Raw genomic sequence first — 15,847 nt, forward strand, 5'->3', positions numbered from 1 at the left:
AGCGGGTCATCTTGCGTTAAAATAGCACCAAAGTTGCAATTGAATTTGTTCGGCTTTGCGGGCAATCCGAACTGAGGACTGCATAAAAAGCCCGTGTGTTAAAAGTGAAATAGGGAAGCGATGTTTAAAACAATTTTGCTGGCCGGTCTGGCCTCTGTCGTCCTTTCCATGCCTGTGCAGGCAAAGGAATGGAAAGAAATCCGTATCGCCAGTGAAGGCGCCTATCCGCCCTTCAACTATATGTCGCCTGACGGCAAGCTGGTCGGTTTTGACATTGATATTGCGAATGCGCTTTGTGAAGCGATGGAAGCCAAGTGTGAAATCGTTGCCAATGATTGGGACGGTATGATCCCCGGCCTTCAGGCCAACAAATTTGACGCTGTGATCGCTTCGATGGCCATTACGCCCGAGCGTGAAAAGCAGGTCGCTTTCTCGGAACGCTATTACACCACACCACTGGCAGTTGTCGTGCCAAAGGATAGCGATATTACCTCGCTTGAGCCTTCAGCATTTGACGGAAAAACCGTTGGCGCACAGGCTGGCACTACACAGGGCAATTATGCCGATGACGTTTATGGCAAGGCTGGCGCAGATGTGAAGCTTTATCCAACGGCTGATGAGGCCAATGCCGATCTTGAAAATGGTCGTATTGATGCAATTGCAGCTGATAAATTTCTCGCAGCCGACTGGCTGAAGAAACAGGGTGCAGATTGCTGCAAATTCCTGGGCGATATTCCGGGTTCTGAAACCAAAATCGCGGTTGCTCTGCGCAAGGGTGATGACGATCTGCGCGAGCAGTTCAATGCTGCAATCAAAAAGATCCGCGACAACGGCACTTACGAGACAATTCGCAAGAAATATTTCGACTTCGATATCTATTGATAAAATTATCGGACGCCGCTCAATCTTTAACTTGAAACAGGCGGCGTCCGGTGCTTCATTCTATAAATAATTGCTGGCATAGACCTGCAAAACAGAACCATAAAACGGTCAAGGGGAATATTATGTTGAAATCGATCCTGTTCGCAGGCGTTGCTTCCATTATCGCCGCACTTCCGGCGCAGGCCAAAGAATGGAAGGAAATCAAGATCGCGACAGAAGGCGCTTATCCGCCTTTTAATTTCGTTGCGGCAGATGGTTCTTTGCAGGGATTGGATGTTGATATCGCCAATGCGCTCTGCAAAGCGATGGAAGCCAAGTGCACCATCATTGCCAATGATTGGGACGGTATGATTCCGGGCCTTCAGACCAATAAATTCGACGCGGTTATCGCATCGATGAGTGTGACCGAAGAGCGCCAGAAGCAAGTATCGTTCACCGATAAATATTATTCAACGCCGCTCTCCGTTGCCGTTCCAAAAGACAGCCCGATCACTTCACTCGCCCCAGAAGCTTTCAAAGGCAAGTCAGTGGGCGCGCAGGCTTCCACCACACAGGGCACCTATGCGGAGGACGTTTATGGCAAGGCCGGAGCGGACATAAAACTCTATCCGACTGCCGATGAAGCCAATGCCGATCTTAAGAGCGGTCGTCTTGATGCGGTGGTTTCCGACAAGTTCCCGATTTCCGACTGGATCAAGGCTGATGGTGCTGATTGTTGCAAGCTGATTGGTGATGTGCCTGGCACGCAGACCGACACGGCAATCGCCGTGCGCAAGGATGACAATGATCTGCGCGAGCAGTTCAATGTGGCAATCAAGAAAATCCGTGACGATGGCACCTATGCGACCATCGTGAAGAAATACTTCGACTTCGATATTTACTGATCAAATAAAGTTTCTTGTAAAAATTTGCTCACTTTGATGTATGAAAGCGCGCGCTGACTGTTTATCGGTGCGCGCTTTCATTTCATGGAATGGTTCGGGGATACCATGCAGCAACAAGATGTCATCGTTCTGGGCGCGGGTATTGTCGGGGTTTCAGCAGCACTTCATTTGCAGGCGCGGGGGCGGTCGGTCACGCTGATTGATCGTGGCGAACCGGGGCAGGCCACAAGCTTTGGCAATGCTGGTCTTATCGAACGTTCGAGCGTCATTCCCTATTCTTTTCCGCAAGGGTTGGGTAAGCTCCTACGATATAGCCTCAACCGGCGTTCCGATGTGCGCTACGATCCATTTTATGTTCCACGCATTGCGCGGTGGCTGTTTCAGTATTGGCGTGAATCTTCGCCTGAACGCTTGAAAGTTGCGACTGAAGCCATGTTGCCTTTGGTTGAAGCGAGCGTTCGCGAGCATGATGGATTGATTGCACAGGCTGGTTGTGAGCGGCTGGTGCGTGCGCAGGGCTGGATTGAAGTTTTTCGCAATGAGCCCGCATTTAAGGCTGCTGTTCAGCGCCTGCCGCAGTTGCAACGGTTTAATCTGGCCTATGACATTCTTGATACGTCTTCCTTGAAACAACGCGAAACCACACTGGGCGATGTTGTGGGTGGTATTCATTGGCTTGATCCCAAAACCATCGTCAATCCCGCTGGTCTGGTTCAGGCTTATGCGGATTTGTTTCGCTCGAATGGCGGCCTGTTTGTACATGGCGATGCAGCAACGCTTGCGGAAAGCGCAAACGGCTGGCAGGTGATGACGGAGGACGGTCCAAGTTTTGCGCGTGAAGTTGTGGTGGCCCTTGGTCCACAGTCGGGGCTGGTTTTCCAGAAATTTGGCTATTCTATACCGCTCGGTATCAAGCGCGGTCATCATATGCATTTCGAAATGCACGATGGTGCACGGCTTGGCCATACCGTGGTTGATGAAGAGGCAGGCTATGTGCTCGCGCCGATGGTGCAAGGCGTCCGCCTTTCCACTGGCATCGAGTTTGCATCACCCAAAGCGCCTGCTAATTTCATTCAGCTCAAACGTGCTGAAAGAATTGCGCGACGCCTGTTGCCACAACTGGGGACGCCTGTAGAAACCAAACCCTGGCTTGGTCTGCGCCCTTGTTTGCCGGATATGCGGCCTGTCATTGGTGCCGCGCCGCGTCATAAAGGACTGTGGTTTGACTTCGGTCATGCCCATCACGGGCTGACACTTGGCCCGGCCAGCGGTCGATTGCTTGCAGAGATGATGACGGGTGAGAAGCCATTTACTGATCCAGCCCCTTATTCAGCAAATCGCTTTCTATAATTTCCTTCAATTTTCGGCGAGCGGCCTTGTCAGGCACGACAAAGCGGGGTTATCAATTACGCCCCTTCACATCCGCGTCCTGCGGGCAAATTGATCCGGAAAAATCTCGTGAAAATGAAGCCTTTGGGCCGCACAGGCCTCAATGTTACAGAAATCTGCCTTGGCACCATGACCTGGGGCGTGCAGAACACTGAAAATGACGCACATGATCAGCTCGATTTTGCTATCGATGCTGGCGTCAACTTTATTGATACAGCCGAAGCTTATGCCATTCCGATGAGCCCTGAAAGTTTTGGCAAAACCGAAACTTATATCGGAAACTGGTTTCAGAAATCGGGAAAGCGTGATCGTGTCATCCTCGCCAGCAAAATTGCAGGTGGTGGACGTCAACCATGGATCCGCGGCGGTGCGAAGCCAAGTCGTGGCAGTGTTGCGGAAGCTGTGAATGACAGTCTGAGGCGTTTGCAGACAGATTACATTGATCTTTATCAGATTCATTGGCCATCCCGCCCGCATTATCATTTCGGTCAGGGCTGGAGTTTTGATCCCTCAAGCGTTGATCCTAAGGCGGAACGTGAACAGATCCATGATGTTCTACTCGGTCTTGAAGATGCTGTTCGTGCGGGCAAAATTCGTCATGTCGGTCTGTCGAATGAAACGGCTTGGGGCACCATGCAATGGCTGAAAATTGCCGAAGAACATAATTTGCCACGTATGGCGTCGATCCAGAATGAGTATGGCCTGTTGCAGCGGGAATTTGATCACGATATGGCAGAGGTATCGCTATTTGAGGATGTTGGTCTGCTTGCCTATTCAACATTGGCAGCAGGCGTGCTGACCGGAAAATATCTCGGCGGTAAAATCCCCGAAGGATCGCGTGCTTCGGTAATGGACGGTGGCATGTGGCGGGATAATTCCTATTCACAGCCAGCAATCCTCGCTTACATCGATGTTGCGAAGAAGCATGGTCTTGATATTGCGCAGATGGCGATTGCTTTTTCTGCATCAAGACCTTTCATGACCTCTGTCATTATTGGAGCAACAACCGTCGAACAGCTTAAGACAAATATCGCTGCAAGCGAATTAAAGCTTTCGGACGAAGTGCTGGCGGACATCGAAAACGTCTACCGCAATTTCCCGCGTCCTCTTTGATTGAAAATAGCCAGCCACCTATGTGTGGCTGGCTTTTAGCCTAGCGTGTCGCGTTTCATCCTACCCATCGGCTCGCTCTATCTTCTTGTTTTTACGCATCTCGTTCTCGTAAAATCGGTTCTCACTTTTCCGCGACATGCTTTAGATAGGCCACGCGTTGGATTGGCGTGTCGCTTGATGAACTGACGACTGAGGCAGTCGAGCCGCATATATTAGTTGCAGCACAAAGAGCCTCCTGGGAATTAAACGCTCAGGCGATTTCAACTTGATGTTGCGCTTCTGTGCGCGCTGTGCGCCAGGACGAAAACAGAAAGGCCGCAATGAAAATTACGGTCATCAGCAGAACGATTGTTGGAGCAGGGGCGCTGTCGATGAAAAATGACAGATAAACGCCCATAAAAGACGAAAACACAGCAACGATAATTGCGACAATCATCATGCTGCTGAACCTGCGGGTGAGCAGGAAGGCGATTGCACCGGGTGCGATTAGCAGAGAAATCGCCAGTATGATGCCGACTGCTTTCAAAACACCGACGATCGTCAGCGAAATCAGGCACAGAAGTCCATAATGAAGAAACCTGACAGGCAAGCCGACAGCGCGCGCCTGCGCAGGATCAAACGCATGGAGCAGGAAATCTCGCCATTTGACGATGAGAACGCCGGCGGTCACAGCTGCGATAATTGCTGTCTCAATCAGGTCGCTGGTGTTGATGCCCAGAATATCGCCAAACAGGATGTGATCGAGGTGAACATTTGCGCGCACGGAGACGTAAAGCACGAGCCCCAGCCCAAACATGCCGGAGAAGACAATGCCCATGACCGTATTCTGCTTGATACGGCTGTTTTCTTTGAGAAAGCCGGTGGCAAGCGCGCAGACCATGCCAGCAACGAAAGCACCGATGCCAAAAGGAAGGCCAACCATATAGGCGATCACAACCCCCGGCAGTACAGCGTGGCTGATCGCATCGCCCATCAGTGACCAGCCTTTAAGAACCAGAAAGCAGGAGAGCAGGGCGGTCGGAATGGCAATCAGCACCGAGGCAGCCAATGCGTAGATCATGAAGTCAAACTGAAACGGCATCAGGAGTGTTTCGGGAAAGCTCATAGCTTAACCTCCTTGAATGCTTTGGTCGCACGTCGGCGGGCCGCAAACATTCCATGCTTGGGCGCCAAAAAAAATACGGCAAGAAACACAAGCGTTTGCAGCACGACGATAATGCCACCTGTCGCGCCGTCCATGAAATAGCTGGCATAGGCACCCATGAAGCTGGTCAGTGCGCCAATAAGCACCGCAATCCACAAAAGCCGTGAAAAGCGGTCTGTGAGGAGATACGCGGTCGCTCCGGGTGTCACGACCATACAGATGACCAAAAACGCGCCTACGGTCTGCATTGCCGCAACGGTGGATGCTGAAAGCAGCGTAAAGAACATGATTTTCAATGCGGTTGGCTTTAAGCCGATGGAACGCGCATGGCTTTCGTCGAAAAAGACCACCATCAGGTCTTTCCATTTCAACAGCAGCAACGCCAGCGAAACGAAGCCGATGATCGCCAGTTGCAGAATATCGCCGGGCGTTATCGCCAGAATATTGCCAAGCACAATGGTCTGAATGTTGATCGCAGTTGGCCGCAAAGAAATCATAAAGAGACCAAGACCGAAGAACGCTGTGAAAATCAGCCCGATAATCGCATCTTCCTTGAGCTTTGTACGCTGATTGAGAAACAGCATCGCCGCCGCAGCCAGCCCGCCGGAAAAGAAAGCCCCGACAGAAAATGGCAGGCCCAGCATATAGGCTCCCGCCACGCCGGGAACGATGGAGTGGGAGAGAGCGTCGCCGATGAGCGACCAGCCCTTGAGCATCAAATAGGCAGACAGAAATGCACAAACACCGCCAACAAGAGCCGAAACCCACATCGCATTGAGCATATAGCCATAAGAAAACGGTTCGAGCAGCAGAGCCATCAATTCTGCCCTTCCTGCTTTTGCTCATAAAGCACAAATGGCCGTTCATCATCGGTAATCACACCAACGGCCGAACGATCGGATTGCTTGGCCTCATTCAGAATAAGATGACGCAGAACGCCGCCAAATGTCTTTTCGAGATTGGCCTGTGTGAAAACTTCCTTCGTTGAACCATAAGCAAGCACAGTATTCTTGACGAGAACAGTGCGGTCACAAAATTCAGGAACGCTGCCAAGATTATGTGTCGAGACCAGCATGACCCGGCCTTCATCACGAAGCCCACGCAGCAGCAGCACAATCGCCTCCTCGGTCTTCACGTCTACCCCGGTAAAAGGTTCATCAAGAAGGATTACCTGCGCATCTTGCGCAAGCGCACGAGCGAGAAATACGCGCTTTTTTTGACCGCCGGAAAGCTCACCAATCTGCCGCTTGCGAAAATCCAGCATATTGACGCGACCGAGCGCCTTTTCCACCGCCTCATGGTCGGCACGACGCGCAACACGCATCATGCCCATATGTCCATAGCGGCCCATCATAACGACATCTTCCACCAGAACAGGGAAGTTCCAGTCTACCTCTTCGCTTTGCGGCACATAGGCGACGAGATTGCGCTTGAGTGCCTGTTTTACCGGCTGGCCAAGAATAGAAATGTCGCCCTTTGCCAGACGAACAAACCCCATAATGGCCTTAAACAGTGTCGACTTGCCCGATCCATTCACACCAACCAGCGCCGTAATCGTGCCTGTTGGAATTTCAAAGCTCGCATTGCGCAGTGCTGTGTGGCCGTTGCGATAGGTGACGGTTGCATCTTTGACTTTAAGCCCTTCAGACACGCTATCATTGAGCGCGGCTTGTGCCCGAAGGTGTTGATCTATCGGAACATTCATTGTTTGAGGCCTTTTGCAATCGTGCCCGATGTAACTTTGAGAAGGTCAATATAGGTCGCAACAGGGCCATCAGCTTCGGAGAGAGAATCGACGTAAAGCACGCCGCCATATGTCGCGCCGGTTTCGCGCGCGACCTGCTTCGCAGGGGCTGCCGACACCGTACTTTCCGAGAAAACCGCGGTGATCGTATTTGCACGCACGGCGTCAATCACTTTGCGAACCTGCTGCGGAGTGCCTTGCTGGTCGGCATTAATTGGCCAAAGGTAAAGTTCCTTGAGATCAAAATCACGGGCGAGATAGGAGAATGCTCCCTCGCTGGTGACCAGCCATCGCTTGTCAGCCGGAATCAATGCGAATTCGGCGCTGATCGGATCGATGGTCGCTTTTATCTTAGCCTTATACTTCTCCGCATTGGCTTTGTAAGCCTCTGCATTTTCCGGGTCATATTTGACGAAAGCATCACGGATATTATCGACATAGATGAGAGCAGAGGTCGGGGACATCCACGCATGTGGATTTGGTTTGCCGCTATACGGACCCTCGGTGATGCCCATCGGCACAACGCCGTCGCTCACCACCACGCTTGGAACATTTTTGAGGCGTGAGAAGAATTTCTCAAACCATAGTTCCAGACCGAGACCGTTCCAAAGAATAAGATCCGCACCCTGCGCCTTAATGAGATCTCCGGGGGTGGGCTGATATTCGTGAATTTCAGCACCGGGTTTTGTGATCGATTCAACCGTTGCTGTATCACCAGCCACATTGCGCGCAATGTCGGCGATGACCGTAAACGTCGTTATCGCCTTAAATTTGTTTGATGCAAATGCATTTGCCGGTGCCATCAGTATCACAAGGCTCACAGCCAGACTTGTAAACAGTCTGCGGTTGATCGGTCGATGCATTGCTCTCTCCTTCAAATTCATCCTGTCGGCTGCAAGACGGTGCACGGCCGGATACCTTTAATGCGAATAATTAGCATTTGCATAAATGAAGTGAGAGTGACTTTCAAGCGCTTTTGCAAATCATTTGCAATAATGCCGTAACCGAATTTCCATAGGTGATTTTGCGATTTTTCACTTATAAATTGTATTAACGTGATTTCTGTGTAATTTTTCTTCTATGGGCGAAAGCTTCGTTTAGGCCATTTGAGGCGGTAAACCCTCTGCTTGAGATAGAGCTTCAACGGCATAAGAAAGTAATTGGAATCCCATTTTCATTTTTTAATTTTGATTTGATCATCGGGGATACTAATGCGGTTAAAGATGAAAAATAATATTAAAATTCATGAATATAAGGGCAATTTATCCACGGGCAACAAAGGAGGGGAGAGTTTTACCGCGGACGAAATTTCAAGGGGAGCCTTTCTCTACACCCGCTCCTCAACAGGGATCGATATCTACACGCCGGAAGATATAGTCGCGCCCATTTTGCTTGAACCTGTGCGCAACCTTAGATGGAAATTTCCTGAAGGGGGTGAAAATACATCAAGCTTTTCGGCAGGTACGGTTTTGCTCATTCCGGCGGATCAAAGAACGATTATAACCTGGCCCGGGCAGGTCAAGTTATTGAAAGTCTTTATCGGTCGAGATCAAAATTGCGGGCAAGATGCTCAAGATATAGCCTTGCGCGTTAGCGATACGCATGGCCGTATGATCATTTTTTACAGCAAGCAATGTTTACGGATCAGTGAATTGATTTTGGAGCAATTGCGGGTAGAAACCCCTTCGGCGCAAAGTTATCTTGAATCATTATATTCTGCACTTCTCTATCAAATTGCGTCTAATGCAGCGACTTCGCTTAGCATGGAGGCTTCACCGTCCGGTTTGCGAAGTTACGCCTGTCGGCAGATAGAGGATTACATGAAAGAAAACTTCCGCAATTCGATCAATGTGCCGCAAATGGCATCGTTGCTCAACATGTCTGCCGGGCATTTTTCGATGTGTTTTCGCAAAAGCTTTGGCCTTACGCCATATCAGTACTTGATGGGACTGCGGTTAGACGAAGCAGAAAAGTGGCTCATTGAAACCGACATGCCAATCAGTGAAATTGCAATAAAGCTTAATTTTTCGAGCCAGAGTCATTTTACGACTGCTCTAAAAAAATATCGCAATCTGACACCAGGTGAGGTTAGGCGGCGTAGAAGCAAGGAATATCTTCAAACAAAGACGAAGCGATAGCACAGCCCCAACGGCGGGTATCAGCCTGCCGTCGGCGTGGAGCCTCGCTTAAGCCACTTACGCCAGATGTGAACCTCACTCTTACGGCGCCAGCGCCTGACACGATGGGAATCGTTTGAAAGAACGATCAGCCCAAGTGGAAGCATCCAGAAGCCGAGGATGGGCAGGAATCCAAGCGTACCTCCGACTACCAGCGATCCTCCCAGCGTTCTGCGCATTGCGACGGACTGCGGCATAGGGATTCGCTTTCCGAGAATCACAATTGTGCGTTTTGGTGGTTTAAGGCCGTCTTGTTGGTCCACTTTTTCAGTCTCGCACGGTTTGAGGTGTTTAATTTATTTGTAAAACGCACCAGAGAATATAGGGTTTCGTGAGAAGAATGCAAAAATTTGGAAAAAAACGAAAATAGGGCTTGGCAAATCAGAAATCCTCCTGCTATACGCCACCTCGCTGACGCAACGAGCACCTCTTCCCCGGTAGCTCAGTGGTAGAGCAACCGGCTGTTAACCGGTTGGTCGCTGGTTCGAATCCGGCCCGGGGAGCCACTTACTTTTTTAGGCTATATTGACCTAATAAAATAAGTTAAGCTAAATAGCGGTTTACGGCTCGACGTTGCAAATTCAATTCAATATCTGATACAAATCGGCTACAATCTAGATTACATTCTGGGTTACATTGTAGGCGGCGACTTTGTCAGTTGATATTACGAAATACGTGCAGCGACAGCCGAGTGGAATTTACCGCTATTATAGGCGCGTGCCCGTTGAAGTGTCGAATCATGACAAGCGCACGTTCGTAAAAATTAGCCTCAAAACGAAGAATCATAAAGATGCTCTGGAAAGGGCACAGGGCGTCCATGACGCGACGGAGCGTCTTTGGTCGGCAATGTCTTCTGGAAACGACAATCGCCCTGAATGGGAGCGCTATGAGGCTGCTGTGCGAACTGCGCAGTCGTTAGGTTTTGGGTATAAGACAGCGGCGGACATCGCAGCAGGATCGTATCAGGATCTGTTTGCGAGGTCGAAACAGGCCGCAGAAGTGACCGAAACTCAGCCATCTGCGGCGAAGGCAATCGTCGGACTTGTTGATTTCCCCAACCCACGAATCTCCGACGTCTGGAAGATGTACGAGAAGTTCAATCAGGCTGGATTGGCTGGATTGTCTGAAGGCCAGATGTCAAAGCACAAGGTCTCACGCGAGCGCGCTATTAAATATGCAAGCGATCTTCTGGATGATGTGCGGTTGAGTGAAGTGACTCGCGCCGATGTGCTGCGATATCGCCAATGGTGGACTGATAAAATCGCTATCGAGAAACTGAAGGCATACAGCGCCAACCGCAGCTTTAGCGACATGAAAGGCATGCTGTCAGTTATCGACGATGCCTTACAGACCAGCTTTCGCATTCCGTGGGCAGGGATACGCCTCAAAGAAACCAATGCTACAAAGCTGGACAAGCGTCCGCCGTTTTCAGTTTCATGGGTTCAAGATCGCTTGTTGCAGCCCGGTGCACTTGACGACATCAATATAGACGCGCGTTTAATTATCTACACTATGATTGAAACAGGCATGCGGTTAGGCGAGGTGTGTAACCTTCGTCCTGAAGATATTCGTCTGGAAGATGACGTGCCTCATGTTGAGGTGGCAGAACGCGAAGACCGCCGCCAGAAAACCGACTATTCGGTTAGGCGTATTCCCTTGGTAGGTGTTGCGTACTGGGCCATGGAGCAAGCTCCGGACGGGTTTACTCGTTACGCTGACAAGTCGGATTCAGCGTCTGCTGCGATAAATAAGTTTTTGAGGTCAAAAGATTTATTCCCGTCTCCTAAACACACTATCTATTCGCTCCGACACACCTTTCAGGATCGAATAGAGAATGTTGGCGCATCAGATCGCATGCAGGCAGACCTTATGGGGCATGAATTCGGACGTCCTAAATACGGCGATGGCGCCGAGATGAAACGGCGCCAAGAGCTACTGGAGTCAATTAAATTGAAATGGGAAGGCTAGGCAGATCGAAGGATTGACTGAGCACGGGAAATTGCGCTGCCACGGGTTTGAGCGGCGAGGAGTTCGGCTTCGGCGCGTTCTAATAGCGGGATGGCTGCTTCTCCGAATTTTACGACAAGCTTGGCTGTGTTTCTCACGCACTCCTCGTATTCGGCCAGCGTGAAGGAATGGCTCATCTACTCACCGCCTTTCAGGGCTTGGCGACCTGACACGTCTATGGCGAATACCTCGACCGGGTTCGGGCCGAAATGTGGATGAGTGATTGTCTTGCGAGCAAAGCCACGCCATGGAAGTTCAAGGCGGCGTTCGGTGTCGTCTCGCTTCGGATAGCCCTTAGTCAGGACGATGCCGTCAAACGAAAGCTTATATCCCCACATATTGTGCAGTCGCTTGGTCCAGTAGTCGTTCGCAAGCCTATATTCCTCGGTCTTTGTGCCATCACGGATCGCGTCGAAGTATTCAGCTTTAAGGGCAAGTTGTAGCTTCATTCTGCCTTCTCCCCTAGTGGGCTGGCGTTGAGCATGGCGCGCCAAAGGCCACGGTTGCGCGGGTGTGTTTCAGTTGCGGTTACATGCTCATCCCATGCGTAACCCGCTTCAAGCGCTGCCTCAGTAGGATCCTGTATAGCGGCGAGGATGGTGGCAAGGATTTCATCGCACATCACGTCCATCGACCCGTACGCCAACCTGTCGGCGATTAAATCACTGATCTGTTGTTTCAGTTCATTTCTGGTCATGGCTGGCCTCATACTGCTTCCAAGTTGGTGACATAGACTGCAAGCGCGTCCGATGAGGTTCAGGGCAAACCTTCCATCCGATCCACGATAGGGCTTTGAAAAGCTGCCAGCGTATTTCATTGATCATTGCTTGCCTCCTTTGCGCGCAAGATGGCGATCAGAAGGGCGATGGAGGGGACTGGAGACCAAGATGCCTTTCCGCCAACGAACGATGCTCGCCACTGGCATTTTCCTTCAAACGCAATCCGCGCCAAATAAGGCCTTTCATTCGGCAACACCCTCTCAGCCAGTGCGATACATGCGTCTATAGAGGCGGTAACTTCCGGGATAGGGTTGCAGCATGGATCCCCGTCTATTTCGAAAAGCAAATCATCATCGCACCAATCTGGGTCAATTCTGACGTTAGTTGCACCTTCGGAGTTTTTGCCGCCGTATTGGAATAGGATGCAAATCTCCGCATCCACTTCCCTATCAGGCCCGTCCAGCTTGGATAGTCTGTCAATGAGGGTCATGGGCGATCCACCAAGGCGGCGCGTACTTTGCGGTTGGCCTTAGCGTATGGACTTCCCGCAGACCCACGTTCGATTTTACGAAGCGCTTTCATGTCAAATTCCGAGAGGTTCATGGCTTTGACAGCTTGGCGCGTGACGCCAAGTTCAGACAATGCATCATGCGCAATCGTTGGTTCATCGTGAAGATTGACAATGTTGCAGCAGGCCAACACATAGCCATGTTCGAAAGCGATCTTTTCTGCCGCCGCTAGTTGGGTTTCGAGGGCTTGACGATCGTAATTGTCATTTGACCGCGCCGTATTGATCGCATCGGCAACAGCTTCGTGCGTATCAATTTCAATCCCAATAGCTTCGCAGAAACGTACCCATTCGCCGGACTGCTGAACGCGTTCTTCCTCCAACTCCTTCACCCGCGCAGTCAACGCCGCGTTGTCGGCTTCGAGAGTTGATTGCTTGACGATTTGCGTTTCTTGGTCAGCTGTAACACGTTCGAGAAATTCAATCCTCGCATCCTTAGACGCATTGATGGCCTCGGCCTGCGAGCGGGTGACGAGTTCGCGAAGTTCGTAAGGAATGCCAGCTTCATCTTTTCCGTTTGCTCTGATGAATGACAATTCACTAGGCAAGCGAGGATTACGCCATTGATGATTGCCGGTCTGAAGCAAGCAACGCATTTGCGTTTCAACCGTATCCAACCCTTCGACCGGCGCGGCGTGGCGGGTGTTCCAAGCGGCCTCAAATCCAAGCCATGCGGTATCAGTGTCAGGGTCCATGAACTTTGAAAACTGACCGTTAATATGGACAGGGCTTAGGTTCCAATTGGCGTGATGCTGTCTTGTCCATTTGATGAACGAGGCAAGGCAAGGCTTCAATTCATTCGCCATGGTTGATGCCTCCTACGAGTTTGAATACGGGAAAAGCACTTGCGGACAGACATTCGAAATCAACACGATTGTCGTCAGGAATTGCGATCAGATGGTTGTCTCCGCACTCGGAAGCAGTCCAGATTGTTCCTGCTAATGCTTTTTTCCATGATCGGAACATATTAAGATGTTGCTGATTTCCGTGCTCGAGTTCAGCGTTGAATATAAGGCGGTCGCCCACTCGGAGATCACGCATCGTTGCCTCCTGTCGGGCGGGTGGATACGCGCTCGATCTTATAATCGCAGTAGCGTTCAACGCTGTTGAACCATAAGTCTTCGGAAGGTGAATATCCTTCTTCGTCAACATCGTCTGGTCGCTCAATCACGTTGCATTCTACAGCGCGAGCAACGACCGTTTTACCTTGAACAACCATGATCCCATCGGTATCAAAAGACCATTCGCCATCATTGTAGCTGCCCTTTCGGTACTCCGAGAGAACTTGCTCGGCGCACTTTATGGCTTCATCAATGGTCCTGAATTTACCGACTACGCAATCGCCAAAATGTCCGGGGTCTTTTACCTTAAATATCTTTCTCATCCCGCCACCTCCGGTGAGGCTGGGAGGCGGTCAAGCCGTTCGATCTCAGCAAGTATCAAAGCACCTGCTTTTACGAGATTGCGGCGTGGGCTTGTTGACTTGAGCCATCGAAGCGACCATGGGAATATTTCTATTACAGCTTCTTTGTTCCATGCTGCGGCTAGAAGTGCATAACAGGCTGCGGATTGCGCTATTTCTCCCGATGACCACTTATCGTCATGCTCTGGTGTCCAGCCTTCTGCCTCGACCTGACGGCGGCGTTCGGCCAAAACGTCACGCGCTGCGGCTGATTGCTCCGCTACAGTCTGAGACGAGAGGGCGCGTTCGGCATCCATGCGGCGATAATGTCGGTCTTGAAACCACTTACTGACGGCATCAAAATACGCCTGCCGATCAGCCTCGCTATTTGTTTGGAATGCTTGAAACCGCAATTTATCAATCGCTAATTCTTCTTCCTCCAACGCCTGCGCACGCGGGGATGGGGCAACCGCTTCCATTTCGGAAGTAGTTGGAATTTCGATTGCGGACAGATAGCTGACGATTGCATCTTCCAGCATTTCTCGGTCGGCATCGCTTGGTGTGTAATCACCGTTATCGCCGCGCCACTCATAGCCCTGCACGTAATCATATATGCCTTGAGCATCAACCTTCGCCCCCGTAAGGAAAGGCAGGGCGGCTGTGAGGGCGGTTTCAACCTGTTGAGGATCAACATGCTCAGCCGCAGGTCCCCAGTATTTGGACATAAAAGCCTTCGTTGCTTCACTTACCAACATAACTCACCTCATCACCAACGACGACGGCCCGACCTGTTGCCGCCAGACGGCGAGCAACGGGCAGGGGAATTCCAGCGGTTCCAAGGGATATGCGCTGCGGGCCTAGCCGCAACGCGTTGAGATAAGCAGAGTCAATACTGCTGCCCTGTCTGTCTTGGCCGCGGCTGTCCATTATGCCGCCCTCCGTTTGAAAGGACGGCGATTGTCGTTGGCCGGCCGGATGCGGCGCATACGGATCTTCTCGCCCGTTTTACGCGACACGTCGTAGGCAATGTCTTTGATCTTTGCGGCAGTCGCCGGGTCGCTCACGCGATACCAACGGGCAATCGACAGGATTGATGCTGCAGTCGTGCCCTGAGCAATGAATTCGTCGGTGGTAAGGATGTGCGTCTGTCTGTTAGACATGAATAAGTGCTCCTCGTGTGGTTTTGGTAAGCGTGACGACCCGTGGCGTGAAAACGCTCGGATCGTCGATGGCTGGGAACTCTGGGGCGCTACTCCCCGTCGCTATCTTTCGCGATAAATCATGTAACACCCAGCCCCACTGCACCAACGGTCACAAAGAGACCGATGATAACAGTTATCTCAACGGCTTCGCGCGCTGCGTATCTTATCCAAGGCATCGGTTTAGCGTGCTTTTTGGCGCGGTGATCCGGGCGTCGCATTGGCTCATCGCTGCAAGCGCGATGCACTTCGGTGTCGAGGTCTGGCTCCATGTCGGCGAGCATTTCCAGTAGTGCCCTGTTCATGCTGCGCTCCTTTGCGGTTCGACATTGTCGTTCGCGACGGGCGCAAGGCGATAGTAGCCATTTGGCTCAACACCGCGCTGACGTTTTGGAATCGTCCAGCCGTAAGCGGGTAGAGTCTTGCGGAGATAATGAATCTGGACCAGTACAGTCTGATGCGCGTTCTCAGGCCCGCCGTTCGGGTCAAGCTGGTAAACATTGTCAACTAGATCGTTGATGAACATGCGGCGAGGATGAACGGAAGCAAGGGCTTCCACGATGGCGCGCTGTCCTCTTGGCAGAGGCGCGTCCTGTAGATCAATGGATGGGCTGGACAT

Annotated in this window: 22 protein-coding genes and 1 tRNA gene; 7 read left to right on the plus strand and 16 right to left on the minus strand. The window is 51.3% G+C overall.

The annotated features are described in order from the left end of the window. The first annotated feature begins 120 nt into the window (after positions 1-120). The 4 genes from OPR82_RS07685 (at position 121) to OPR82_RS07700 (ending at position 4,268) form a co-directional block, all read left to right on the plus strand. A complete protein-coding gene (locus OPR82_RS07685) occupies positions 121-882 on the plus strand; it encodes an ABC transporter substrate-binding protein (RefSeq protein WP_265984099.1) in 762 nt (253 codons plus the stop codon). A gap of 122 nt (positions 883-1,004) precedes the next feature. Continuing rightward, the gene (locus OPR82_RS07690) at positions 1,005-1,766 is read left to right on the plus strand and encodes an ABC transporter substrate-binding protein (RefSeq protein WP_265984100.1); all 762 of its coding nucleotides are present in this window, start codon (positions 1,005-1,007) and stop codon (positions 1,764-1,766) included. 105 nt (positions 1,767-1,871) lie between these two features. Next, entirely contained in the window at positions 1,872-3,116 is a 1,245-nt protein-coding gene (locus tag OPR82_RS07695) for an NAD(P)/FAD-dependent oxidoreductase (protein ID WP_265984103.1), read from the plus strand. A 114-nt stretch (positions 3,117-3,230) separates the two neighbouring features. After that, positions 3,231-4,268, plus strand: coding sequence for an aldo/keto reductase (locus OPR82_RS07700; protein WP_265984475.1), 1,038 nt, complete (start codon positions 3,231-3,233; stop codon positions 4,266-4,268). Between the two features lie 250 nt (positions 4,269-4,518). Here OPR82_RS07700 and OPR82_RS07705 read toward each other — a convergent pair whose 3' ends face one another. From OPR82_RS07705 to OPR82_RS07720, 4 genes are read right to left on the minus strand one after another with little or no spacing between them, the layout of a single operon-like run. Then, positions 4,519-5,373, minus strand: a complete 855-nt coding sequence (locus OPR82_RS07705; protein ID WP_265984104.1) for a metal ABC transporter permease — start codon at positions 5,371-5,373, stop codon at positions 4,519-4,521. After that, positions 5,370-6,230 (minus strand): metal ABC transporter permease, encoded by an 861-nt coding sequence (locus tag OPR82_RS07710; RefSeq protein ID WP_265984105.1) that lies wholly within the window; start codon positions 6,228-6,230, stop codon positions 5,370-5,372. The genes OPR82_RS07705 and OPR82_RS07710 overlap by 4 nt, the downstream gene beginning before the upstream one ends. After that, complete coding sequence (locus OPR82_RS07715) at positions 6,230-7,117, minus strand: manganese/iron ABC transporter ATP-binding protein (protein WP_265984106.1); 888 nt, start codon at positions 7,115-7,117, stop codon at positions 6,230-6,232. Before OPR82_RS07715 ends, OPR82_RS07710 begins: the two co-directional genes overlap by 1 nt. Continuing rightward, the gene (locus OPR82_RS07720; RefSeq protein WP_265984477.1) at positions 7,114-7,959 is read right to left on the minus strand and encodes a metal ABC transporter substrate-binding protein; all 846 of its coding nucleotides are present in this window, start codon (positions 7,957-7,959) and stop codon (positions 7,114-7,116) included. Before OPR82_RS07720 ends, OPR82_RS07715 begins: the two co-directional genes overlap by 4 nt. A gap of 420 nt (positions 7,960-8,379) precedes the next feature. On the opposite strand from OPR82_RS07720, the gene OPR82_RS07725 reads away from it, so the two are divergent. Next, positions 8,380-9,294, plus strand: coding sequence for an AraC family transcriptional regulator (locus OPR82_RS07725; protein WP_265984108.1), 915 nt, complete (start codon positions 8,380-8,382; stop codon positions 9,292-9,294). 20 nt (positions 9,295-9,314) lie between these two features. On the opposite strand, the gene OPR82_RS07730 is transcribed toward OPR82_RS07725, so the two are convergent. Next, positions 9,315-9,530: a hypothetical protein gene (locus tag OPR82_RS07730; protein ID WP_265984109.1), complete on the minus strand. Its 216-nt coding sequence runs from the start codon at positions 9,528-9,530 to the stop codon at positions 9,315-9,317. A 234-nt stretch (positions 9,531-9,764) separates the two neighbouring features. Here OPR82_RS07730 and OPR82_RS07735 point away from each other — a divergent pair. Together OPR82_RS07735 and OPR82_RS07740 are read left to right on the plus strand one after the other, a co-directional pair. Continuing rightward, a tRNA-Asn gene (locus OPR82_RS07735) sits at positions 9,765-9,839 on the plus strand. Positions 9,840-9,984: 145 nt separating this feature from the next. Further along, positions 9,985-11,301: a site-specific integrase gene (locus tag OPR82_RS07740; protein ID WP_265984111.1), complete on the plus strand. Its 1,317-nt coding sequence runs from the start codon at positions 9,985-9,987 to the stop codon at positions 11,299-11,301. A gap of 176 nt (positions 11,302-11,477) precedes the next feature. Here the strand turns inward: OPR82_RS07740 and OPR82_RS07745 are convergent, their stop codons facing one another. The 11 genes from OPR82_RS07745 to OPR82_RS07795 form a co-directional block, all read right to left on the minus strand. Continuing rightward, entirely contained in the window at positions 11,478-11,789 is a 312-nt protein-coding gene (locus OPR82_RS07745) for an ASCH domain-containing protein (protein WP_265984113.1), read from the minus strand. Then, positions 11,786-12,037, minus strand: a complete 252-nt coding sequence (locus tag OPR82_RS07750; RefSeq protein WP_265984114.1) for a hypothetical protein — start codon at positions 12,035-12,037, stop codon at positions 11,786-11,788. The genes OPR82_RS07745 and OPR82_RS07750 overlap by 4 nt, the downstream gene beginning before the upstream one ends. 116 nt (positions 12,038-12,153) lie before the next feature. After that, positions 12,154-12,549, minus strand: coding sequence for a hypothetical protein (locus OPR82_RS07755; protein WP_265984115.1), 396 nt, complete (start codon positions 12,547-12,549; stop codon positions 12,154-12,156). Next, positions 12,546-13,433 (minus strand): hypothetical protein, encoded by an 888-nt coding sequence (locus OPR82_RS07760; RefSeq protein WP_265984116.1) that lies wholly within the window; start codon positions 13,431-13,433, stop codon positions 12,546-12,548. The genes OPR82_RS07755 and OPR82_RS07760 overlap by 4 nt, the downstream gene beginning before the upstream one ends. Next, positions 13,423-13,668 carry a hypothetical protein gene (locus OPR82_RS07765; protein ID WP_265984117.1) on the minus strand — a complete coding sequence of 82 codons (246 nt, stop codon included), beginning with the start codon at positions 13,666-13,668 and terminating at the stop codon, positions 13,423-13,425. The genes OPR82_RS07760 and OPR82_RS07765 overlap by 11 nt, the downstream gene beginning before the upstream one ends. Next, a complete protein-coding gene (locus OPR82_RS07770) occupies positions 13,661-14,011 on the minus strand; it encodes a hypothetical protein (RefSeq protein ID WP_265984119.1) in 351 nt (116 codons plus the stop codon). Before OPR82_RS07770 ends, OPR82_RS07765 begins: the two co-directional genes overlap by 8 nt. Further along, a complete protein-coding gene (locus OPR82_RS07775) occupies positions 14,008-14,754 on the minus strand; it encodes a hypothetical protein (protein ID WP_265984121.1) in 747 nt (248 codons plus the stop codon). The genes OPR82_RS07770 and OPR82_RS07775 overlap by 4 nt, the downstream gene beginning before the upstream one ends. A 16-nt stretch (positions 14,755-14,770) precedes the next feature. Further along, a complete protein-coding gene (locus OPR82_RS07780; protein WP_265984123.1) occupies positions 14,771-14,956 on the minus strand; it encodes a hypothetical protein in 186 nt (61 codons plus the stop codon). After that, entirely contained in the window at positions 14,956-15,189 is a 234-nt protein-coding gene (locus OPR82_RS07785; RefSeq protein ID WP_265984125.1) for a hypothetical protein, read from the minus strand. The genes OPR82_RS07780 and OPR82_RS07785 overlap by 1 nt, the downstream gene beginning before the upstream one ends. Before the next feature lie 119 nt (positions 15,190-15,308). Further along, a complete protein-coding gene (locus OPR82_RS07790; protein ID WP_265984126.1) occupies positions 15,309-15,533 on the minus strand; it encodes a hypothetical protein in 225 nt (74 codons plus the stop codon). Beyond that, positions 15,530-15,847, minus strand: a complete 318-nt coding sequence (locus OPR82_RS07795) for a hypothetical protein (protein ID WP_265984128.1) — start codon at positions 15,845-15,847, stop codon at positions 15,530-15,532. Before OPR82_RS07795 ends, OPR82_RS07790 begins: the two co-directional genes overlap by 4 nt.

The sequence above is a fragment of the Ochrobactrum chromiisoli genome, from assembly GCF_026241335.1.
In the GTDB taxonomy this organism is placed as follows: Bacteria; Pseudomonadota; Alphaproteobacteria; order Rhizobiales; family Rhizobiaceae; genus Brucella; species Brucella chromiisoli.

Excerpts from the sequence above, each read along its gene's own strand:
- OPR82_RS07780 (WP_265984123.1), bottom strand. The coding sequence starts at position 14,956 with ATGGACAGCCGCGGCCAAGACAGACAGGGCAGCAGTATTGACTCTGCT.
- OPR82_RS07770 (WP_265984119.1), bottom strand. The coding sequence starts at position 14,011 with ATGAGAAAGATATTTAAGGTAAAAGACCCCGGACATTTTGGCGATTGC.
- OPR82_RS07765 (WP_265984117.1), bottom strand. The coding sequence starts at position 13,668 with ATGCGTGATCTCCGAGTGGGCGACCGCCTTATATTCAACGCTGAACTC.
- OPR82_RS07790 (WP_265984126.1), bottom strand. The coding sequence starts at position 15,533 with ATGAACAGGGCACTACTGGAAATGCTCGCCGACATGGAGCCAGACCTC.
- OPR82_RS07730 (WP_265984109.1), bottom strand. The coding sequence starts at position 9,530 with ATGCCGCAGTCCGTCGCAATGCGCAGAACGCTGGGAGGATCGCTGGTA.
- OPR82_RS07755 (WP_265984115.1), bottom strand. The coding sequence starts at position 12,549 with ATGACCCTCATTGACAGACTATCCAAGCTGGACGGGCCTGATAGGGAA.
- OPR82_RS07700 (WP_265984475.1), top strand. The coding sequence starts at position 3,231 with ATGAAGCCTTTGGGCCGCACAGGCCTCAATGTTACAGAAATCTGCCTT.
- OPR82_RS07715 (WP_265984106.1), bottom strand. The coding sequence starts at position 7,117 with ATGAATGTTCCGATAGATCAACACCTTCGGGCACAAGCCGCGCTCAAT.
- OPR82_RS07690 (WP_265984100.1), top strand. The coding sequence starts at position 1,005 with ATGTTGAAATCGATCCTGTTCGCAGGCGTTGCTTCCATTATCGCCGCA.
- OPR82_RS07685 (WP_265984099.1), top strand. The coding sequence starts at position 121 with ATGTTTAAAACAATTTTGCTGGCCGGTCTGGCCTCTGTCGTCCTTTCC.
- OPR82_RS07725 (WP_265984108.1), top strand. The coding sequence starts at position 8,380 with ATGAAAAATAATATTAAAATTCATGAATATAAGGGCAATTTATCCACG.
- OPR82_RS07695 (WP_265984103.1), top strand. The coding sequence starts at position 1,872 with ATGCAGCAACAAGATGTCATCGTTCTGGGCGCGGGTATTGTCGGGGTT.
- OPR82_RS07710 (WP_265984105.1), bottom strand. The coding sequence starts at position 6,230 with ATGGCTCTGCTGCTCGAACCGTTTTCTTATGGCTATATGCTCAATGCG.
- OPR82_RS07720 (WP_265984477.1), bottom strand. The coding sequence starts at position 7,959 with ATGGCACCGGCAAATGCATTTGCATCAAACAAATTTAAGGCGATAACG.
- OPR82_RS07705 (WP_265984104.1), bottom strand. The coding sequence starts at position 5,373 with ATGAGCTTTCCCGAAACACTCCTGATGCCGTTTCAGTTTGACTTCATG.
- OPR82_RS07760 (WP_265984116.1), bottom strand. The coding sequence starts at position 13,433 with ATGGCGAATGAATTGAAGCCTTGCCTTGCCTCGTTCATCAAATGGACA.
- OPR82_RS07775 (WP_265984121.1), bottom strand. The coding sequence starts at position 14,754 with ATGTCCAAATACTGGGGACCTGCGGCTGAGCATGTTGATCCTCAACAG.
- OPR82_RS07750 (WP_265984114.1), bottom strand. The coding sequence starts at position 12,037 with ATGACCAGAAATGAACTGAAACAACAGATCAGTGATTTAATCGCCGAC.
- OPR82_RS07785 (WP_265984125.1), bottom strand. The coding sequence starts at position 15,189 with ATGTCTAACAGACAGACGCACATCCTTACCACCGACGAATTCATTGCT.
- OPR82_RS07795 (WP_265984128.1), bottom strand. The coding sequence starts at position 15,847 with ATGTCCAGCCCATCCATTGATCTACAGGACGCGCCTCTGCCAAGAGGA.
- OPR82_RS07745 (WP_265984113.1), bottom strand. The coding sequence starts at position 11,789 with ATGAAGCTACAACTTGCCCTTAAAGCTGAATACTTCGACGCGATCCGT.